This window comes from Rufibacter sp. JT20002 (assembly GCF_056491185.1).
This window is the reverse complement of sequence record NZ_JBSZJY010000003.1, coordinates 689,873-709,453: the sequence shown is the minus strand read 5'-3', so window position 1 is coordinate 709,453 and position 19,581 is coordinate 689,873. Positions and strand designations below refer to the sequence as shown.

Below are 19,581 nucleotides of genomic sequence, written 5' to 3'. Positions count from 1 at the left end.
ATGGAATTAAAAGACTTATTTCTTGCTCCTATATTTTTGATTCTTATTTATGCACTAGCCTACTGGTTAAGGCCAAAATTCACGAATAAGTACACTAAAAAACATTTTATCCTAGCCTTAACTGTCAAGATTGTGGGGGCAATCTGCATAGGGCTTATCTATCAGTTCTATTATGGCGATGGTAATTCAGTAGGGGGAGACTCAGGTAACTATTATAGACAGAGTAGAATCGTGGTAGATGCCTTCTATACAGATCCTGGTGTCGGCTTAAAGTTGCTTTTCTCTAACGGAGAGTATGATCCTAGTACTTTTCAATATGCGAGCCAAATTCTTTGGTATACGTCTTCTACAGAGTTCTTCATCATAAAACTGGCAACTGTCTTTGGTATTTTGAGTGGCAGTTCCTATGCAGTAATTGCCATCTTCTTTGCTTTTATCAGCTTTACCGGTATTTGGGCCATGTACCTGACCTTTTTGAAGATGTATCCTAAACTTCACAAAGAATTTGCAATTGCCTGCTTCTTTTTACCCTCCGTTTTCTTTTGGGGCTCTGGTTTATTGAAAGACTCTATAACCATTGGAGCTTTAGGCTGGCTTTTCTATGGGTTTTACTCAGGCTTAATAGAAAAGAAAAAGCTATTTAAATCATTGGCCTTGGCTTTTGCAGCAGCATATGTGCTCTACTCAGTGAAAGTATACATTTTAATGTCTTTCTTGCCTCCTGCTATTTTCTGGGTGTTTTTTGAAAATAATGCCAGAATAAAAAGTCCAATTCTTAGAATGGTTGCAAAACCGTTGTTTTTGGGTCTTGGGTTGGTAGTGGCATTCTTGGGAGCTACAAATTTGACAGCAGGAGATGAAAGATATGATCTTGATAAAATCGGAGAGCGCACAAAAATAAACAGCGAGTACCTGAGTGAACAAGTTGCCTCCGGTTCAGCCTATAATATAGGGTCCTTTGATGGGAGTCTCGGCAGTATGATAAGAGTAGCTCCACAAGCCATTGTGGTGGCGCTGTATAGACCGTTTCTATGGGAAACCAGAAATCCAGTAATGCTCCTTTCTGCTATTGAAGCTTCTATTTTCTTGTTTTTGACACTTCGTTTTTTTTACAAAACAGGGTTCCTTAAAACATTAAGTCTGATAAAGTCAAAACCGATTCTTACCTTTTGTTTGGTCTTTTCCTTAGTCTTTGCGTTTGGAGTGGGTACTAACAGTGGGAACTTCGGAACGCTGGTTCGCTACAAGATTCCTTTGATGCCCTTTTACTTAAGCGCTATTTACATCATGCAAGCTCACGCAAAAAGACCTAAGAAATTTGCACGAATGGCAGTAACGGCGTAACAGCTTTCAATTTTCTTTCTTGCGGCTTTCCCAAATTCGCTTCTTTTGCTTGGATCTAGCAGCATGGTTTCCAAAGCGGAATACCATTCCTGCGGCGTTGCACACACATATCCATTCACCCCATCATCTACTACTTCCGTATTCATGCCTACCGGAGAAACTACTGCAGGAATTCCCAGCGCCATATACTGAAGGGCCTTAAACGCACACTTGCCATTGGACCAAGGGTCATTCACAAGGGGCATAACTCCTATGTTGAATTTTAGAAGATCTTCTATCTCAGTTTCTTTTTGCCAAGGAAGGTACACCAATGATTTAAGGGAGAACCCAGGGTTGCTGTTGGAGATCACTAGAAACTTGAATGCATAGAGTTCTTCAAGTTGCTGCAACACGGGCACCAATGGCTCCAGATACTTCATAGTAGAGTGCGTACCAGTCCAGCCAATTACAACCGGTTCTTCTCTTTGCTCCTTAATTTTATTGTGGTGTCCAACTGTATCTATAGTAGTTGGGATCACATAAGCGTTGTTATTAAACTCTTTTGCGTAAGATTGTAAATAAGCGTTTCCGCAACTTATTTTATAAGCCCATTTACAGATTTGCCCCACTTTATGGTGCCACTTAATACCCGCTACTATCTTATTTGCCTCTGAGGTATTAGGTATCCAAATGGCATCATCAAAATCGTAGATTACTTTTTTTTTGAACACGTTAGCCACCACCCATTCAAACCAAGGGGGGCCTATAGGTGTGGCTTCTCTATGAATGAAAACATAATCAAACTTTCCTACTTTAGATAAAAGAAGAATTCTGCGCAAAAAGCCCTTGAGTATGCCGAATGCTTTAGACAGCGTTTTCCCTTTCTTATATAAAATAGTCCATGTAGCGTTATCCAGAAAAGGAGCTACCTGAAAAGTGAATCCAGAAGAGGATAAGATGTCAAAGTATTGTTCAAACCTAAAACGCTGAGAAGGTGCCTTACCTTCAGGATAAGGGACAACAAAAAGAATCTTCTGATTCATTTAAAGGTAAATTATCCGTAATAAAAGAATATTGGGGCAGGTTTCCCATGAAAGACAATAGCACAAACCTGTGAGGTTCATAATTGCAGGTCAACAGAATTAAATAGGTCTACTGTTATGAAATTAAATTGCCATACACATGGGCATATTTCTTGATTGCATTCTCAAGCGTATAGTACTCCAGTGCATTTGCTCTTATTTTGCTCGGATCTTTTTCTAACAGAGAGGGAATAGCGTTCAAAACTGCTTTATAGCTTTTCTCACTAAAATCATCAATCGCAATACCGGCGTTCATGGATTCAACAATCTCCTTCACATCGCCAACTTTTGAATTACAAATGACGGGGATACCCATCGCTAGGATTTCACCCAACTTTGTAGGCGAACTTGCTATTTTGGAATAACTCTGTTTTATGAAAAAGAGGTTGATATCAGAGGCAGCAATGAAAGCTGGAACCTCTTTTCGGGAGGCACTCCGCACTACGAAATTATTAGAAGACAAATTATATTTAGTTCCAGCTTCATAAATAAGTTCTGCAGGTTCTGTCGTGATGAAGAGAAAGACAGCATTGGGGTACTTTTCCTTTATTTTGGAAAAAAGAGCCAACATTTCGTTCAACATGTACCAGGCCCCTACAGAGCCAAGGTAACTAATCACTAACGCATTCTGGTTGATGCCTAGCAATTGTCTGGACGCCACCTTTTCGTTGGAAGTATTAAGCTTGAACAAGTTGAAATCTGCGCTGCAAGGTATCACCTGAATAGGTACCTTCTGGTAGCTTCCCCAGGTTTGGATTTCCCGCTTACCAGCTTCGGTCAGGCTTATGATAGCATCAGAGCCAGATATGTACGTTGCTTCCTTCTTTTTGTAATTCTTATAGGCAAATTTATAGAACGGATTATTCAGGTTCCAGGCACCACCATCTACCCGCTCATCTACCCAGAAACCACGCATATCAAACAGGAGCTTTACCCCGTACTTCTTCTTCAGAGCTAGCCCCACAGAGATACTTACGTAACTTCTGCAGTGAACTAAATCAAACTTTTTCTCTTTATGCAGCTCTTCAGCTTTCTTACGCAACTGGTATAAATCATAATATTTAGCCAACACAGGCGGACTTGCCGTGAAAGGAATTGGTCTCCAATCTATGTTATTCGCTTTGACAATCTCCTCAATCACTGACTTGTTTTTAGAAAACCTCTCTGGCTTCTCACAAGACAAAAGACTAACCACATATCCCCGGGCACTCAGGCCACATAAATACGGCAGTACCTGCGATTGCCCCAAAGGATCGGTCATTCCATCATAGGAGATAAAGAGCACTGATTTACTTTTCATAGTACTATTCTGCCTGTAGGCCATCGTTATAATCCAACCACTTATGAAGCACAATCAAAAGCCAGATTCGGTTGTACAAATAGTCTTTGCCGGCAAAGAAACTGTCTTTCAATCGTTTTACATACTCATGGTTCACCACATTAAACCTTTCAATGCATTCCTGGCTTAAATAAGTATCGATCAGATACTTTAAATCACCTTTCAACCATTGGCCAAGAGGAACTGAGAATCCCCATTTAGGCCGGTCAAACATAGCGGATGGAACATAGTCATACAGCACCTGCTTCAACAGATACTTTGCCACCCCATCTTTGTACTTCAATTTAGGATCCAAATTCAGAGCAAACTCTACAATGCGGTAATCCAGCAAAGGCGTACGGCTTTCCAGAGAGTGACGCATAGAGGCTCTGTCTACTTTTACCATCAGATCATCCTGCAGGTAGTATTTCATATCAAACAAAGCCTGTTCTTCCATTGGGTTCAACTCCCTTGCAGAAACCGATAAGTTCTCATTCAGAGAGAGCGGTTGAGTATAATTTGAGGTAAGTAGCGTTTGCAATTCAACCTCAGAGAACAAATATTGCTCCTGAGAAAAAATGTGGCTCTTTATTCGGTTTGAATCAGAATAGTTAAAAACGGTGGCTGCCCTTTCATATCGGTTGCCTAGGGTATTCAATACCTGGCTAATAGGCTTTCTTAATACATTGAACAGAGGATTATTTAATCTGTTCGCCCACTGGTACATTCCATACCCGAAGAACAATTCATCTCCGCCATCACCAGAAAGTGCCATGGTAACATGTTTACGGGCGAGTTCAGACACCAACAATGTAGGGATAGCCGACGAATCTGCGTATGGCTCGTCGTAGATACCTGTTAATTGGTCAACCAATTCCAAAGCATCTTTCTCAGTTACCTTAAATTCATGGTGTTCAGTACCCAAATGCGTCGACACCGCTCTGGCAAATTGCGCTTCGTTGTACTTAGTAGCGTCAAATGCAATAGAAAATGTTTTAATTGGCTTATCAGAAACAGATTGGGCAACGGCTGTAACCAGGCTTGAATCAATACCACCACTCAGGAATGTACCAAAGGGCACATCACTGATCATGCGGTAGCTAACTGAACTAGTAACAAGTTCTTTCAACGTTTGCTTTGCAACGGCCTCATCAGACACCAACTCTGGCTTAACCTGTTCTTCCAGTTTCCAATAGCTGATCTCTTCAAACTTTCCATCCTCTAAGGAGATATAAGTTCCAGAGTCCATCTTCCTTATCTCGTTGTAAATGGAAAGAGGACGGGGAATATACCCCAAGTACAGAAACTGGCTAACAGCTTGTTTGTCAATAGAAAGCTTGTTTCTTACAATTGGAAGTTTGGTGAGTGACTTTAGTTCTGAAGCAAAAGCAAAATGCTGTCCATCATGATAGTAATAGATTGGTTTCTTCCCTAACCTATCACGCGTTAGGAATACCTTTTTGGTTTCTTTGTCATAAATGGCAAGCGCGAACATACCGTTAAACCGATTAATTGCTTTAGGCCCCCATTTAATGTATGCCTCCAACACTACTTCTGTATCAGAAGTAGTGCGCATTGAAATATTCAACTCCTTCGCAATTTCCTGAAAATTGTATACTTCACCATTGAATACAATCACATACCTGCCATTTGCCGAATAGAACGGTTGGTTGGCTGCTTCAGACAAATCAAGAATACTTAACCGCCTGTGTCCTAACCCTACAGCACCCTCAAAAAAATAACCAGCTGCATTAGGTCCCCTATGGGCAATACAATCAGTGATTACCTCTAAATCATTTCGGGAAGAACTCTGCGTTAAATCTATAAAACCGGCAATACCGCACATACTATTATGAACTAAGAATTTTTTGGCTTAGCTTTTTCGCTAAGTAATTTGGTTTAGCAATAAAGCTTTTTCCCATATAAGATAAACCTTTATTGTATTCTTTTAAATGAATGTAAGCCGCTCCCAGAATATAGGTAATCATGGGCTTAAACTCATTATAAATAGATTTAGGGATTATGTCTATGCTAGAAACCATCTCATAAAAAAGCTCATTATCATCAATCAAGCTTTTAGAAATCTTATGAGACATACTAGATTGACTTACCCTGTAAAGCAGCTCACCTCCTTGTGAAACAAAACCTCCTTTACATTTCCCAGATAATTCAATAAAGAAAAACCGGTCTGCCGTACTGGAAAGCCGTGAATTGAACCTAACACCAGTTTCAAGTAAGACATTTTTTCTAATCACATAATTAGAAGGGCAGGTTATAATGCTGGGTTCATACAAAAGGATTTCTTTTAAAACATTATTATAGGTACCTCTAAAACCTTCCTGTTTAACTATACTGTTCTCATCTATCTTAATTACTTTCCCACAACAATGGCCAACGGTGGTATCCTTACTCAGGACATTCAACCGAGTTTCCAGGAAATCCGGGGTAAGTACATCATCAGCATCAAGAAACAATACGAACTCGCCTTTACTCAAGATCAAACCTTTATTCCTGGTATCAGAAACTCCACTGTTTATTTTGTTATGATAAAATATACGCTCATCTTTCAGCGCCAAAATCTTAGCCTCAGAAGCATCAGTTGAGCCATCATTTAAAATGATGACCTCAAAATCCTGGCACGTTTGTGTAAGAACAGAATGAACAGTTTCTTGAATAAATCTCTCTGCATTATAACATGGGATAATTACAGAGACCAATGGCGCATCAGGCATACAATTGTTCTAAGGATTCAAGCATTCTTCTGAAGGTAAACTTTTCAAAGACATCCATTTTCCCTGAGGAAGTGATAGTATCTCTTAGTGATTTATCTTTCAATAGTTGTAAAACTGCTGAATTTATCTGGTCAGAATTTTTATAATCAACCACTAGAGCATTCCTATTATTTTCAATAAATTCAGTAGCAATCCCAGAGTGTGTAAAAACCGAAGGAATACCAGAGGCTAGGGCTTCCACGTACGTTTGACCATAAGCTTCTGAGTGATCGTCAATAGGAACATGCACGTATACATCAAAAAGCTTGTAAAGAGCCATGATGTCGGCCTCAAACTTTATTTCACAAACATTCTTTTGTGGAATTCCTTTCAACAACTCATGAACAGTTTCTGAATAGTCACCTGAAGCATTGGCGAGTACCAAAAGGGCTTCCGGATACTCTGTCAATAAAGATTTAAAGGCAGGAATAATAAATTGAATACCCTTCCAATGGGTATATCTGGCAATTACACCCACTACTGGAAAGGTATTTGAGGAATTATACTTCGCTTTAAGTTCTTCCACCCTTGACTGAGCTACCTGTTCAAATTCTTCAAGTTTAAACCCATGAGGGATAAGGGTGACTTTCCTTTCTTTAACCCCTTCTTGTTCTACCAAAATCTGCTTTACTTTATTGGAGATAGCCACAATATGAGTAGCCATGGTATTGATCAGTTTATCATAATAAACCGCTCTGGGAAAATACACATGATGCAACGAAGAATGGTGTCTTGTATAAACTCTTTTATGTATACCACAAAAGAGCCCCGCAGACAACCCAATAAGAGAGGCATCAAATAAATGACAATGGATTACTTCAGTTTTTAAAAGCTTCAGCAATTGTACTGTTTTATAGAAAGCAGGCACTAAATCTTTTTTGCCTCTATAATTAATCCTATAAACAGGCACATGTTGTTCTTTTAAGTAAATTTCCAGTTTAGATTCACCTGGATTCAATAAAATAAAACTTACAGAGAAGTTATCCTTATCTAACCCACTGGCTATCCATTCAAATGATAAGGCTTTATCTATGTTTGAAACAATATAGGTTACTGATTTCACTCTTTCCTTCATCCTGTACTATACACTGTGTTTGACGATAACCATGGAAAATAAAAATCATCTAGTGGATTAATTCGCATCTATGGACATCAGAAATGACTTAATTAATAATACTCCTATTTGGACTTCAATCAACTTACACTCATATATGGCAGGAAAAGAAAGGCATATCAGTCTTCACAGAACACATTCTAGTTGCAAAGAAGAATAACAAGAAATCACCTTCAACACTTACACTGTTTTTGTATAACCGCTGTACAAGGCAGACCCCAACATTAAATTAAATATTCTGTTGTAAGCGAAATCAAACATCCTATGGTTGGGTATTAACTTCAAAAGTAAGAAGAAAAAAGATTGATTCCGGTCTATTAGTTTATAAACAAAAGCTTTGAAGCCATTATAGTGATACGCAAGATCATCAACACCCATCTCCACGGCCACCCTTTTTGTCTCCCCCCCCCTTTTCTTACGAGCTAACCAAGACTTCACCTCCATTCTGTCTGCTTCATTATGGTACAACATGCTTAATGGATAGATATAAGGTTGAACCCCTAATCTTATTAAACGCTTCCCAAATTCATGATCCTCAAATCCTGCATGAGGGAATTTCTCGTCATACCCCCCTGATCGCAAAAAGGTTTCTTTCAAGAAGGAGAGGTATTGGCTCGTTATTCCTTGGGCTGGAAATATTTTATTGTCTTCCCAATTCAACCCTCGGCACCAGCCTTTGAAGGTATCAAACCCAAAATATGTCAAATAGCGGCCAAATTGAGTAGTTTTATTTCTTATCTGCAACTCCTCAGGATAAACCCAATTCAAATTAAGACAACTATTGCCTGGCAACTGCTTGTGTAAGGCTATAGTGGTTAGAATATTTTCTTCAGCTATCCACATATCGTCATCCATAAACAATATCAGATCTGAAAGTGCTTTTGAAGCACCAAGATTCCGGGCTGAGGCCACTCCGCTTTTAGGGTTATCAATAACTTTTACTTTGTCTAACCAATCACTCTTGAGTTTGATTGGATCTGTTTTGGAGTCATTGATGACAATGATTTCCGCAGATATCTGCTTGATTGCACGATATGCTTTATCTAAAGACTCAAAAAGAATGCTGTTCCGATCTTTTGATGGAATAATAATACTAATTTCCATTGTTTAAATTTATACTCACAGCAGCATGTTATTTATAGTAAAACTACAAAAGCTTAGCCAAACTAAAAACCAGCTGTGATTGGTAATGTTATCATAAAACAACATTAAACGAATCTCTAAAACAAACCAAAGTTACAACAAACTTGAAAGCCAAGTTACACACCTATCAATCTTTACTAATATAGGAGAACTTTGACTTTAGCCTTATAAAATAAGCTTCAAAATAATGATAACTAAAATAGCTTATTACTATTGTGATAACAAATGCTAATACACCATTTATTACTATTAAAAGACTACCTAACCCCTTAACACCAATCAACCTTTCCACATTAGAAACAATCAAAATAGCAATAGGATGCAGTAAATAATAACCATAAGTATACTTTCCTGCTTTTGAAACATAATTTAGTTTAGAGAGTTTGAAGGACGATGTTTCATTGAAATTTTGTTCTAATATTATAAACAAAAAGAAAGCTGATCTAATCATTCTATCGAACACTCCAAAATTAAATCCGAAACCAAAAACACAAAAAAATAGGCCCAGGAGATAAACCATCAAGATATACACAGGCTTAAGGTCCCTTAAAAAACAAATAAATTTTTTAGAATTATAGGCAAAATAGGCGCCTAGCCCTCCGACAGCCAAATCACCACAGACACTAAGCGTATGAAAGTAGAGCACAGGATGGTCATTGGCGTTGTCCCATCTAAACCATAATGATAATGCGATTACAGAGAAGAAGATATAAATAAAGTATCGCTTAGGGACGAGGAAAAATAAAAGAGGCCAAACTAAATAAAATTGTTCTTCTATGGCCACAGACCAGGTAATTGCTTCTATCATTGAATCCTGGCCAGGACACAAGTGTTGTATATTAATCACATCAAAATTCGCCAGGAAAAGATAATAGTATAATGATTGAGAGCATAGATTTGAGTAGATTCCTAAAACAGATTTAAGAAAAGGGTAAATGTGAAAAGCAAAAAAAACCACAAAGAAATATAGGGGCCAAATCCGCAAACTTCTTCTTATATAAAAGGCTTTAATGTCTAATTTTCCATTCAAATTAATCTCTACTAAAACCAAATAAGTAATCAAAAATCCACTTAAAACAAAAAAAACAGAGACCCCTGTTCCACCCCCAATTAATAAAAAAGTAAGTAACTGATTTAATATTTTGTTCTCAACAGGATTCTCAACAATAATATTACCAAAGGCATGCTGAAGGAAAACCAATGCAAAAGCAAAAAACCTCAGCCCATCTAAATTATTAAAGAAAACTTTCTTCTTTTCCAAACTTTGTTATTTATTGTAAATATTAATAGTAGTATATAGTGTATTAAAGCAATCTGGCATTACAAGAGAAATAATCCTTGTATAAACAAATTATAAAGTACTAAGCTATATAGTACTAACAACTACCGCTTGTAAAAATAATTATCAAAAATTTCTATTTATTTGACAGCTTACTAAAGATTTTCCTTATCCGAGACAGCCAAATGGAATTCTTTTTCACCAGTTCCATTCTGGTTATCGGCAACTCAAAATTATATGATTTATGAAGAATTAACTCCATAATAGAAGACACCCCAGGAACTAGGTCCAAGGCAGGCCAAGTTTTTGGATGCAGGTGGTGAAAATCTTTGTAGGTTGAGTAAGTGACAATAGACGCCCTTTTCCAAAGATCAAAATATTTATTTACATCAAAATCTTTGGCATGCCCCCAATTATTTAATTTCTCCCATATCTCTGACTCACTTCTGGCCCATGACTGATGCAAAATGGGGAACTCAGTCAAAACATCAAAATTTCCGTTTCTTCTTCCATATTCATAAGAAGGATATTGAGTTGCGATGGCAAAATATTCGATGTTTTTAAACGAATCAGGCTTTATCCATAACATACCTTCAGGCAGCTGCTTGTACAGGTTAATCATAGGGCAGCAGATATTAACTTTTTTGCTACTACTAAAACCTCTAAGATATTTGACAAAACCTGTGAAGTCCAAGAAATATTCATCAGCATCTAATTGCACATGCCAACCTCCAGGTCCCAAGAATTTTGCGATCTTATTTCTTTGCGCAACTTCATTTTGCATTGGCAACAGATTTGGGTTATAGAAGTTATCTTCATAAACTTTTATCTTCCCTTTAGGATCAATTTGCTTGACCATATCACGAAACCCTTGCTCGTTCCAAGAGAAAGGAGATCCAGACCAACTCTGTCTATTCTTATCTACAGATAAACAAATAACCTCAGCTTCATCATAAATTGAAGGGATAGAATGCTTCAACATTTCCCAATCGTAAGCCACACAATAGCCAACCTTTATCATTTTACTTTTTAACTAACCGCTTGGTATGATATAACAGGTCTTTTATGAAATCAATGTTGCTCGGCTCTATAAGCAAAGCTTTTAAAGCATGACGGTAACCTGTAGAAAAGTTGTTCTCATTAAATGCTTGTATAGCCTTATCCTTTAAAGTAAGAACATGCTTTGTAAATAAATGAGGTAATTCCTTTGTCCATTCTCTTACAATCTGTAATTTCTTAGACAGGGGAGAGGTTGCGAAAGCAGCGCTGAGTTCAACACCTAAATACTGGTCAATAATTTGTTTCTTCACCCTATACCAGTAGTGGTATATTACTGAATCGCAGGATGAAAGACTTGTGTTCTTTTGCAACATGACAGAGAAAGCATATTGTTCACTGGCATGATTGCGAGTTTCTGGGTAAAACTGATCTGTGAGAGCATACACGTCTGCGATAAACTTGGCATGCTCTGGATGAAAAATCATTACTCCTGCATTCCATGAAACATCGGTTGGCTTTACAGTCAAACTAGTGCCATCTGAAAGCCTAAAATTTTTCTTTTCAATTAATTTCAGAAAAGCTCGGAAAGTTTCACCAGCGGGAAGAGGTAGTGTTCTCATGCTCTCAAACTCATACTCCCATAAATGCATAAAGCTTTTAGTAGGAGTCACACTTTCAACCAATGCAGTAGGATCCGCAACAAAAAATGTATCTGAATCTGCATACAACATGTTGCCCTCAATCATTGTAAATGCCTCTTCAATTAAGGCAATCTTCATGCGATGCAGAAAATCAATCCTTCCACGCATTTGGGTTATTTTCTCTGGGCTGAGAATTACATAGGAAATAGGCAATTCAAGTAAGAAATCCGTAAAGTATTCTGGTTTATCTGTAAAGAGTATAACACGTGTTTCATTTAAAGGAAGGCTTGTATGCGCATAATAACTAAGGACAGTTAATATAGCCCGTTTATACTCACTTTCTCTTCCAAATGATTGTAATACTAGATTTGTCATTGATATAAAGTGCTAATGCAAATAATTAACCTTTAATCTTACGCCAAAATGTTTGTAAGAAGGGGAGGTCAAAATAAAGTTCAAGAATCCGAAGTTTAATCAGGGCCGGCAACTTATCCCAGGAAAAGTCAACCACTTTCCTGTTGTTATGAGCTGGTGACTTTTTAAGATAGAGAAAATACAAATCACGAAACCGGTTTTTGCACAACAGAAACCATGGTCTTTGCAATGTAAAATGCAATATAACCTTATCGGTTACAAAGCTCGTTAATTCTTTTTTAGAAACACCTTCTGGCAAGAGGGAGTACATAAGATTAAACTTCGGATCAAGCTTTTTCCAATTGTTTATCAACACTGCATTAAGAGCATCCTGGTCTACAAACTTTATTTTTTCTGGATGCTTATGTAGAAACTCCATTGCTCGTTCAGAAATTTGCTGATCTTGCCATTTTTTGATATCAATCAACAAAACACCTGAATTAAAATAATTTCCCTCCTGGTTGATACCTAGATAAGGCGCAGTCTTAACCCAATTGTCATAAACGGCCCCTACGGGGTGGTTTCCCAAATCTGAAGAGTAAAGTTCATCCAAGTCACCAATTACCAAGATATCAGTATCAAGGTAAAGTAACCTTGTCACCTCATTAGAAACTAAAAGAGGGAAAAACAAGCGATAATATACTGCCGGGGTCCATTTTCCTGTAAGCACAAATTTGGAGGCAAGCTTCTCATCTATTTGATAATAGACAATCTTACTACTGTGCTTTTGACAATATTTATCTATCTGTGATTTTTCGATTTCAGTAACACCAGAAACAATAGCGTGAATACAGATACTTTTGCCTTTGTTATTGTCAAATATAGAGGCTGCTAACGCATAAAATTGGGTTAGGTAATTTTGATCAAATGCAATTGCTAAATGAAACATAGAAATACAACTATTGCCCATAAGCTAACCTTCTACCATAATTTACCAATCGCTTGATTACTTTGGCTTTGAATGGCAATTTATTCCAGGTTTGTCTTTCAAGTTCAGCTTTCATCAACTTGTGCTTTTCAAAATACACGCATGGAATTTGGCTTAATTTTTCAGCACCAGCATCTAACAACTCTTTCTGATAATCACTATAAACTTGAACCATGTCAGGCCTGCTTTCAAAAGTATACCTTTCATGGTATCTAGAAATCAATTTGGGATAAGTATGTTTATAACCACTAAAGTGAAAAAACCTAAGTAAATATTCGCCGTTAATTAAATATGAATCTTTTGTCTTCTCTAAAAATCTCTCATGAAAATTCCAGTTGGCAACATTATATCCTAAATGTTTAGTGATATAATAATTATCAAAAAAGACAACCACATAATTACACCATACCTGATCATAAAACATATTTTTGGAAAGATCATAATAGCAATACTTATATAACCTATCTCTCCACCAAAGTAAGAATGGCTCAACTGCCTTAAAAGCACCCAAACCAATGAAGCCTAAGTTGAATAATCCACTTCCTATCATTTTATAGTCAGTAGTGGAGTATTCATCATCTATTGGCGTAATAAAATGGGGAGTTACTACAATACCATTTTCTTTCAACAACTCTTCTACCTCAACTAATGGACTAAATACCTTTGTATCAGGGTCTAGATAAACAATGCTGCTTGGGGTATAATGTTTATATAAATAAAGAAAGGCATCTGCCTTTATAGCAGTATTAAGTTCAACTATGTTATACTTCTGAATCAATTCAGACAGTTTAGGGATTCTGAGATCATTCAAGGGAATCACCTTCAATGAAGGATGAAGGTTATAATTAACATCAGGATGTAATTCATCTACCAGGACAACCACAAACTCACTCTGTGGATAATGGTCAAACCAACTTTTTACCAAAACCGAAGCATACGCAAAATAGTTATTGGAGCATATTGTGAAGCCGAGCATTCTATTTGTTTTATTATAAAAAAAAGCCAATAAATATAACTTAAGTAAAAACCTCAATTTTTAATGGTTGAGAATAGTTATTTTCAATGAAGCCTTCAACGAGGTCAAAGAACAAAGGTTACCTTAAAACCAAACATTTAAAAAGATAAAAAAAATCTAATGTAAAGTGTTTGAAACGCAAAGTTAAACCATAACTTCTTAATTTCTTTGGACAGAATTATGTAGAAAATTGCTACCCTTTTTTAAGAAAAAAAACCTGTCGTAAGGTTCTTTTAACTCTTTCTTGTTTTTCAGCCTTCTTATGTTCATTTAAGAATTTCAAGGCTTTTACTTTATCTATTCTTTCAATACTCTTCCAAGCCTTTCTTAGTACATCTTCTTGCTCTATCTCACTTATATTATAGTAGAAGTGGGTTACATACCTCATCAGGCCTTTCTCCACCTCAATTTCACTAAACTTAAAAGTATTTAGGGCATAGTTAAACACCTTTACTCCTTCCAAATAATAAGCTCCATTCTTAGAAGGACTATTAGAAGCACTTTTAAGGTGCTTTCTAAAATAATTATGGTATTTACCAGAGATAAGCACTTCACCCTTTGAAGCAATCTGGGTCCAAAAAAACCAATCACCGCAAAGCTTGAATTCAGTGATTGACCAATCTATACTAAAGGCTGCACTTCTTTTAAATAAAGCCATACTGGCATTTAAAAGATTACAAGTTCCCAACATTTCTGACCCCACCCAGTCTTTACCAGACATTTGGGAAACCAATTCTTCCCAATGAGTTTTAGTGTGTATGTGTTGATCATTTGTAAACATGATACTTTGGCAATAGGCTAAAACAACTTTTGGCCTACTAGCAACCTCATTCATCAAGTTATCAAGAAAACTTGGCTCACAATAATCGTCACTTTCAGCTATCCAAACCCAATCACCTTTAGCTAATTCAATACCCTTCTTCCACTGCTTGAACGTTGTCCCGCTGTTCTCTTCATTATAGATAATAAAACTTACCTTGGGATGTAACCTGTATTGTTCAATAACTTCTTTACTGTTATCAGTAGAACAGTCATCTAGAATGATCAACTCAAAGTTTTGGTAAGTTTGAGAGAGTATAGAATCAATCCTTTGCTTTAGATAAAGAGCGTGATTGTAATTAGGGATTATTACTGAAACCATTTTAAAGCATCATTACTTGGTAAAGAGAAGTAGCAAATTCAGATCGTCGATACCAATCAAACAAAACTTTTTTTCTTCTAATAAAATTTTGTTTTTGCAGGTAGGAATTTCTTACCTTTTCAAAGGTCTGTATTGCTTCTTCTTTATAATGTTCTAAACTTGGTTTATTGCAATACAACTGAGCTCTTTGTACGTATTTCCAAGCCTCGTAAATTGCTACTTCCAAGTCCATTGTCAAATATCCCTCTTTCCAGACCTTATATTTTAAATCTTGTACATTTTTCCACTGCTCCTTAGACAAAGTACCAACCTGCTGGTTTGAATGGATACGATATTTAATCAGCGTTCTGTTTAGAGGTACCAGGGATTTTTCACTTGACAAATCCAAAGCAATTGCTTCGTCATGTTGTTCAGATTCATACCTTTTTATAAAGGGAAGAATCTTTGGTAGAGCGGTAGACCTAATGGCTAGAGTAGCACCTGTTACTACATTATAATTAATGAGTATAAACTTAAACAGTGTTGTTCTATCAGCCATTAGCTTACCAGCATGTTTGACTCCAATTGAGTCCCACATGGTAAGATTTAGAGGATTACTCTTATTATCAATTAATTCAGCATCACTAAAACAACCATTAACATCTGAATTAGAATTCAGGAACTGAGTCATCACCTCCACTTTTTCAGGCAACCATACATCATCCTGATCGGCAAGGAATATATAGGAACCAGAACATTTCCTAATTGCTTTCTCAAAGTTCCTAAATGACCCTAATTGCTGCTCATTAATTGAATAAGTTATTACTCCAGGATACTTTAATTGAAATTCTCTTATTATAGAAATGGTATTGTCACAAGACCTATCATCTAAAATCACAATCTCATCAACTGGACGAGACTGGTTGAGAATACTGGTTAACTGTTGAGTTAAGTATGATTCTCCATTATAGGTACAAAGCGCAACAGATACTTTCATTCTACTTTTTGATGAATCTGTCTTTAAAAGAACCAATTTTTTTCACCAACTTAAAAGTATTGGAGTTTTTATAATTCTGTATATAAGAGGGAAGGCGGGAATACAACCATTCCTCCCCTATTTTTGGATTCTCAGAACTATATCCTTTCAGACTTTCAATAAACTTATCCATGTCTGTTTCTAAATAAAGTGACAATAGTTCATTAACATACTTCATTTCTTGTTTAACAAGAATGTTTAATACATCTTCCTCAAAATCACCTTGTTGAATAAGTTTTAGGACCTTAATCCACCTTTCTAAAATTGTAACTCTATTTTGACTAGACCACATACTATTTGGATGAAGTCTGTATACAGACATAACTTCTGGAAAATATTTGATTTTACCATATCTTGCGTTTAGCATATGCAGGACATAGTCGCCTACCGGAGACTCATTCATCCATAAGGGAAACCCTTTGTTAGTAAAGTTTCTAAATAATACAGATGGAGTATGAATAAAATTTCCTTCTGCTAAATCATTTATGGAAAAACTTTTTTCAAAATCAAATCCTAAATTAGAAAGAGTTCTATTGTTTGCACGTTCTTCATAAACCCTATGAAAGCAAATTGAAAACTCAGGATTTGACTCCATAAAATCTACCTGTTTCTGGAGTTTGAACTCATCAATCCAATAGTCATCTCCTTCGCACAATGCGATATACTTACCACTAGCCGCGGCAAAAGCTGTTCTAGTAACAATACCTCCCCCAATAGACTTCTGATTAACTTCCTGAAGAATAGGTTTTATAATATCCGGAAATTGCGTTTGATACTTTCTAATTATTGATTGAGAATTGTCTTTTGAAGCGTCATCATGTATAATTACCTCAAAAGGAAAATTGGTCTTCTGCATCAAGAATCCCTCAATAGATTCTTTTAAAAAAGGTTCATGATTATATACAAGGGAAATGACACTTACTATTGGCCTCATTTAGTAAAGTAATTAGAAGAAAGTATTAAAACGAAAAAATATCATCAAGCTAAATTACTTGCTTTTAATATATTAAGGCACAAATTATCAAATGCTACTTTAAGTCGTTCAATCATGAATAAAGAATATAACCGCAATGAGCTTGCATATTCCAGTTTTGTATCATGAAGCTTAACTAACATATCGAATGTAGAACCTACATCTTTTGACAAGAATTCAGTTCTAAACTGAAGACCAAAAAGATCTTGCAACTTTGTTCCAGGCCATTTATTTATGATGGCAGCAGGCACACCAAAAGCTAAGGCAGTTATTGCAGCATGCAAGCTAGAACTCAACACAAGTTCAGCGTGAACTAAAATATCAGCAATTTCTAGGGTCTTTAGCTTAGTGGGTAGCATCTGTATTTTTCCTTTAGACAACTCCATTATTATCTTCAAGTATTTATCATCTTCCCAAGGATGTATTACAGGCAATAAATAAACCTTCAGACCAGAATAATCTTCAAACTTCAATAATGATTCAGCTATAGACTTAGCTTCATCATTATCAATTGAATTCACCTGATATATAACATACTTCTCTGAATCTATATATTCTCTATAGAACCTTCCAAACTTCCCACTTGACTTTAATAATTCAGGAAATAACCAACCTAAATCCGGTAATAAATTAATATTTGAATCATAATATTCAAGCTTGTTTTCAAGTGCTTTCTTTGAAAGAATTCCTCTTACTGAGATAAAATCTAAATTCTGTATTGTTCGACTAACTCTACTAAAATCAACATCTTCACCAAAAGGCCTAACACCTACTGAGAGCCAAGCTTTGTAATTAGCTTCACAGTCTGCCCAATCCCAAACTACATCTGAGGGTCTATATGACTCAATTATCAAATTATTTTTTTTATAAATAGGTATCCAAGTTTTCTCATCATAAAAATGAACTACTTCTCCTCCTGCTAAAACTAGAGCATCATAATTACCATTAACTTTTTCTTTTTTATAAGAGACGTACTCAAATTCTTCAACAATAGCACTAGCGGGAGAAAAGAAAGTAAACTCTGTATTTGGAATTCTCGACTGCACTTCTTTCTTAAAAATGTGAGAAAACAAAATATCTCCATAATTATTAATATCAGCGAAAGAAAACATCGCGATCTGTAAATTTCTCATATCTTATCCGAAAACTAAACTATCAACAGCATCAACATCAAACACAGGTATACCTAGGGTTGTTCTAACCTCTTTCCTTTCTAAATACCAATTATCAATAAATATAGAACCTTCTTTCTCTATCACATCCGATTTTTTTTCATTCATCTTCAAAACATATATACCATCAAATAAATGAGGACTTATTTTATATGATTCTAAAGTAACTAGAATATCTTTCGCATGTTTTGTTATTAAGAATACCTTCTTTTTTGTTTCTATCGATTGATAAATAAGCTTAATCAATGATGTATTCACAGAGCCATTTACCACAAGTGTATCATCAAAATCTATATAAAGTTTATCATATTTTATATTAAGTTTATACCTATTAATTGTGCTCCGAAACAGTTCAACATTGAAATCATTCACTAAAATTTCAATATCCATATTTAAAGCATCAAAAATACTTAATAGAGGAAGATTGACTCCTTTCTGTCTAAAGAAACCCATTGAACTTGCAACTCTTGTCGATACTTCAAGAAGCTTTAGCTTACCATGATTATCTTCTTTCAACTGAAAGAACCATAAACCCCTCAGTGAAAGCATACTATTGATTGTTGAAGCAATCTTTGAAATTTCTTCAGTTAATTCACATTCTATGTTGTGAAAAGATATTCCCATTAAAACTGCTACTCGCTCCCTTGCACCACAAAATCTCAAATTACCCTTCCTATCTGTAAAGCAATCTATTGTATATTCTTTACCTGGAAGGTATTCAAGCACAACGAAGTCATTTAAATCATTTGCTCGATTAGCAAATTCTATATCAGTATTTATTTTTAATACCCCTTTTGCTCCTTCTCCTACATTAGGTTTTGCAAAAATTGGGTATTTGAAAGGTGGATTTTGAACATTATAGAGGATTGGACAAAAATCTTTATCTTTAAATAATTCGTAAGTTTTTGATTTATCTCTGCAAATAGAATTAGTTAAGAACTCAGATGTAATCACCTTTGCGTTTATGCGAGTTTGGTCCTTAGATAATAGAAGCGAAACCGTATCATGGGTTGGGAAAATTAACTCAATTTTTTCTTCATTTATCAAATGATTCAATTTTTTGATAAATTGTTCATCGTTTGCATTAGGAAGTTTGAAAACTTTAGAGTTATATATGAGGGGACTATGATCATCCTTACTTGTGGCTCCAACAACTTCTATATGAACAGAATTTTTAATAGCATAGAATACTTCTAATGCATTCTCTGAACCACACGGATAAACTAAGACTTTCTTTTTCTCCATCAACCTAA

The 19,581-nt window shown here is 35.9% G+C and carries 17 protein-coding genes; 1 reads left to right on the top strand and 16 read right to left on the bottom strand.

All coding sequences use genetic code 11. The features are described 5' to 3' along the window. The gene (locus tag ACW9SV_RS16865) at window positions 1-1,344 is read left to right on the top strand and encodes a hypothetical protein (protein WP_479557929.1); all 1,344 of its coding nucleotides are present in this window, start codon (window positions 1-3) and stop codon (window positions 1,342-1,344) included. Here the strand turns inward: ACW9SV_RS16865 and ACW9SV_RS16860 are convergent. From ACW9SV_RS16860 to ACW9SV_RS16785, 16 genes are all read right to left on the bottom strand, one after another. Further along, on the bottom strand, window positions 1,296-2,366 hold the full coding sequence (locus ACW9SV_RS16860; protein WP_479557928.1) for a glycosyltransferase family 4 protein: 1,071 nt from the start codon (window positions 2,364-2,366) through the stop codon (window positions 1,296-1,298). The genes ACW9SV_RS16865 and ACW9SV_RS16860 overlap by 49 nt on opposite strands. Before the next feature lie 115 nt (window positions 2,367-2,481). Next, window positions 2,482-3,705 carry a glycosyltransferase gene (locus ACW9SV_RS16855; RefSeq protein WP_479557927.1) on the bottom strand — a complete coding sequence of 408 codons (1,224 nt, stop codon included), beginning with the start codon at window positions 3,703-3,705 and terminating at the stop codon, window positions 2,482-2,484. A 4-nt stretch (window positions 3,706-3,709) separates the two neighbouring features. Then, entirely contained in the window at window positions 3,710-5,569 is a 1,860-nt protein-coding gene (gene asnB / locus ACW9SV_RS16850) for an asparagine synthase (glutamine-hydrolyzing) (protein WP_479557926.1), read from the bottom strand. A gap of 4 nt (window positions 5,570-5,573) precedes the next feature. Then, a complete protein-coding gene (locus ACW9SV_RS16845; RefSeq protein ID WP_479557925.1) occupies window positions 5,574-6,455 on the bottom strand; it encodes a glycosyltransferase family 2 protein in 882 nt (293 codons plus the stop codon). Beyond that, on the bottom strand, window positions 6,448-7,569 hold the full coding sequence (locus ACW9SV_RS16840) for a glycosyltransferase family 4 protein (RefSeq protein WP_479557924.1): 1,122 nt from the start codon (window positions 7,567-7,569) through the stop codon (window positions 6,448-6,450). Before ACW9SV_RS16840 ends, ACW9SV_RS16845 begins: the two co-directional genes overlap by 8 nt. 219 nt (window positions 7,570-7,788) lie before the next feature. Then, window positions 7,789-8,712, bottom strand: coding sequence for a glycosyltransferase family 2 protein (locus tag ACW9SV_RS16835; RefSeq protein ID WP_479557923.1), 924 nt, complete (start codon window positions 8,710-8,712; stop codon window positions 7,789-7,791). Window positions 8,713-8,878: 166 nt separating this feature from the next. Continuing rightward, window positions 8,879-10,012: an acyltransferase family protein gene (locus ACW9SV_RS16830; protein WP_479557922.1), complete on the bottom strand. Its 1,134-nt coding sequence runs from the start codon at window positions 10,010-10,012 to the stop codon at window positions 8,879-8,881. 154 nt (window positions 10,013-10,166) lie between these two features. Beyond that, window positions 10,167-11,051 (bottom strand): hypothetical protein, encoded by an 885-nt coding sequence (locus ACW9SV_RS16825; RefSeq protein ID WP_479557921.1) that lies wholly within the window; start codon window positions 11,049-11,051, stop codon window positions 10,167-10,169. A gap of 1 nt (window position 11,052) precedes the next feature. Next, window positions 11,053-12,045 (bottom strand): hypothetical protein, encoded by a 993-nt coding sequence (locus tag ACW9SV_RS16820; RefSeq protein ID WP_479557920.1) that lies wholly within the window; start codon window positions 12,043-12,045, stop codon window positions 11,053-11,055. A gap of 25 nt (window positions 12,046-12,070) precedes the next feature. Beyond that, window positions 12,071-12,973, bottom strand: coding sequence for a glycosyltransferase family 8 protein (locus ACW9SV_RS16815; RefSeq protein ID WP_479557919.1), 903 nt, complete (start codon window positions 12,971-12,973; stop codon window positions 12,071-12,073). A 10-nt stretch (window positions 12,974-12,983) separates the two neighbouring features. After that, on the bottom strand, window positions 12,984-13,988 hold the full coding sequence (locus ACW9SV_RS16810; RefSeq protein ID WP_479557918.1) for a hypothetical protein: 1,005 nt from the start codon (window positions 13,986-13,988) through the stop codon (window positions 12,984-12,986). Window positions 13,989-14,220: 232 nt separating this feature from the next. Next, on the bottom strand, window positions 14,221-15,168 hold the full coding sequence (locus ACW9SV_RS16805; RefSeq protein WP_479557917.1) for a glycosyltransferase family A protein: 948 nt from the start codon (window positions 15,166-15,168) through the stop codon (window positions 14,221-14,223). Between the two features lies 1 nt (window position 15,169). After that, window positions 15,170-16,144, bottom strand: coding sequence for a glycosyltransferase (locus ACW9SV_RS16800; RefSeq protein ID WP_479557916.1), 975 nt, complete (start codon window positions 16,142-16,144; stop codon window positions 15,170-15,172). A 1-nt stretch (window position 16,145) separates the two neighbouring features. Next, window positions 16,146-17,117, bottom strand: coding sequence for a glycosyltransferase family 2 protein (locus tag ACW9SV_RS16795; RefSeq protein WP_479557915.1), 972 nt, complete (start codon window positions 17,115-17,117; stop codon window positions 16,146-16,148). 44 nt (window positions 17,118-17,161) lie between these two features. Further along, complete coding sequence (locus ACW9SV_RS16790; RefSeq protein ID WP_479557914.1) at window positions 17,162-18,289, bottom strand: polysaccharide pyruvyl transferase family protein; 1,128 nt, start codon at window positions 18,287-18,289, stop codon at window positions 17,162-17,164. A 3-nt stretch (window positions 18,290-18,292) separates the two neighbouring features. After that, window positions 18,293-19,573, bottom strand: coding sequence for an ATP-grasp domain-containing protein (locus ACW9SV_RS16785; protein WP_479557913.1), 1,281 nt, complete (start codon window positions 19,571-19,573; stop codon window positions 18,293-18,295). Window positions 19,574-19,581: the final 8 nt, after the last annotated feature.

Coding starts and splice junctions, on each gene's coding strand:
- ACW9SV_RS16840 (WP_479557924.1), bottom strand. CDS start 7,569: ATGAAGGAAAGAGTGAAATCAGTAACCTATATTGTTTCAAACATAGAT.
- ACW9SV_RS16835 (WP_479557923.1), bottom strand. CDS start 8,712: ATGGAAATTAGTATTATTATTCCATCAAAAGATCGGAACAGCATTCTT.
- ACW9SV_RS16805 (WP_479557917.1), bottom strand. CDS start 15,168: ATGGTTTCAGTAATAATCCCTAATTACAATCACGCTCTTTATCTAAAG.
- asnB (WP_479557926.1), bottom strand. CDS start 5,569: ATGTGCGGTATTGCCGGTTTTATAGATTTAACGCAGAGTTCTTCCCGA.
- ACW9SV_RS16815 (WP_479557919.1), bottom strand. CDS start 12,973: ATGTTTCATTTAGCAATTGCATTTGATCAAAATTACCTAACCCAATTT.
- ACW9SV_RS16790 (WP_479557914.1), bottom strand. CDS start 18,289: ATGAGAAATTTACAGATCGCGATGTTTTCTTTCGCTGATATTAATAAT.
- ACW9SV_RS16865 (WP_479557929.1), top strand. CDS start 1: ATGGAATTAAAAGACTTATTTCTTGCTCCTATATTTTTGATTCTTATT.
- ACW9SV_RS16860 (WP_479557928.1), bottom strand. CDS start 2,366: ATGAATCAGAAGATTCTTTTTGTTGTCCCTTATCCTGAAGGTAAGGCA.
- ACW9SV_RS16845 (WP_479557925.1), bottom strand. CDS start 6,455: ATGCCTGATGCGCCATTGGTCTCTGTAATTATCCCATGTTATAATGCA.
- ACW9SV_RS16855 (WP_479557927.1), bottom strand. CDS start 3,705: ATGAAAAGTAAATCAGTGCTCTTTATCTCCTATGATGGAATGACCGAT.
- ACW9SV_RS16795 (WP_479557915.1), bottom strand. CDS start 17,117: ATGAGGCCAATAGTAAGTGTCATTTCCCTTGTATATAATCATGAACCT.
- ACW9SV_RS16825 (WP_479557921.1), bottom strand. CDS start 11,051: ATGATAAAGGTTGGCTATTGTGTGGCTTACGATTGGGAAATGTTGAAG.
- ACW9SV_RS16800 (WP_479557916.1), bottom strand. CDS start 16,144: ATGAAAGTATCTGTTGCGCTTTGTACCTATAATGGAGAATCATACTTA.
- ACW9SV_RS16810 (WP_479557918.1), bottom strand. CDS start 13,988: ATGCTCGGCTTCACAATATGCTCCAATAACTATTTTGCGTATGCTTCG.
- ACW9SV_RS16785 (WP_479557913.1), bottom strand. CDS start 19,573: ATGGAGAAAAAGAAAGTCTTAGTTTATCCGTGTGGTTCAGAGAATGCA.
- ACW9SV_RS16820 (WP_479557920.1), bottom strand. CDS start 12,045: ATGACAAATCTAGTATTACAATCATTTGGAAGAGAAAGTGAGTATAAA.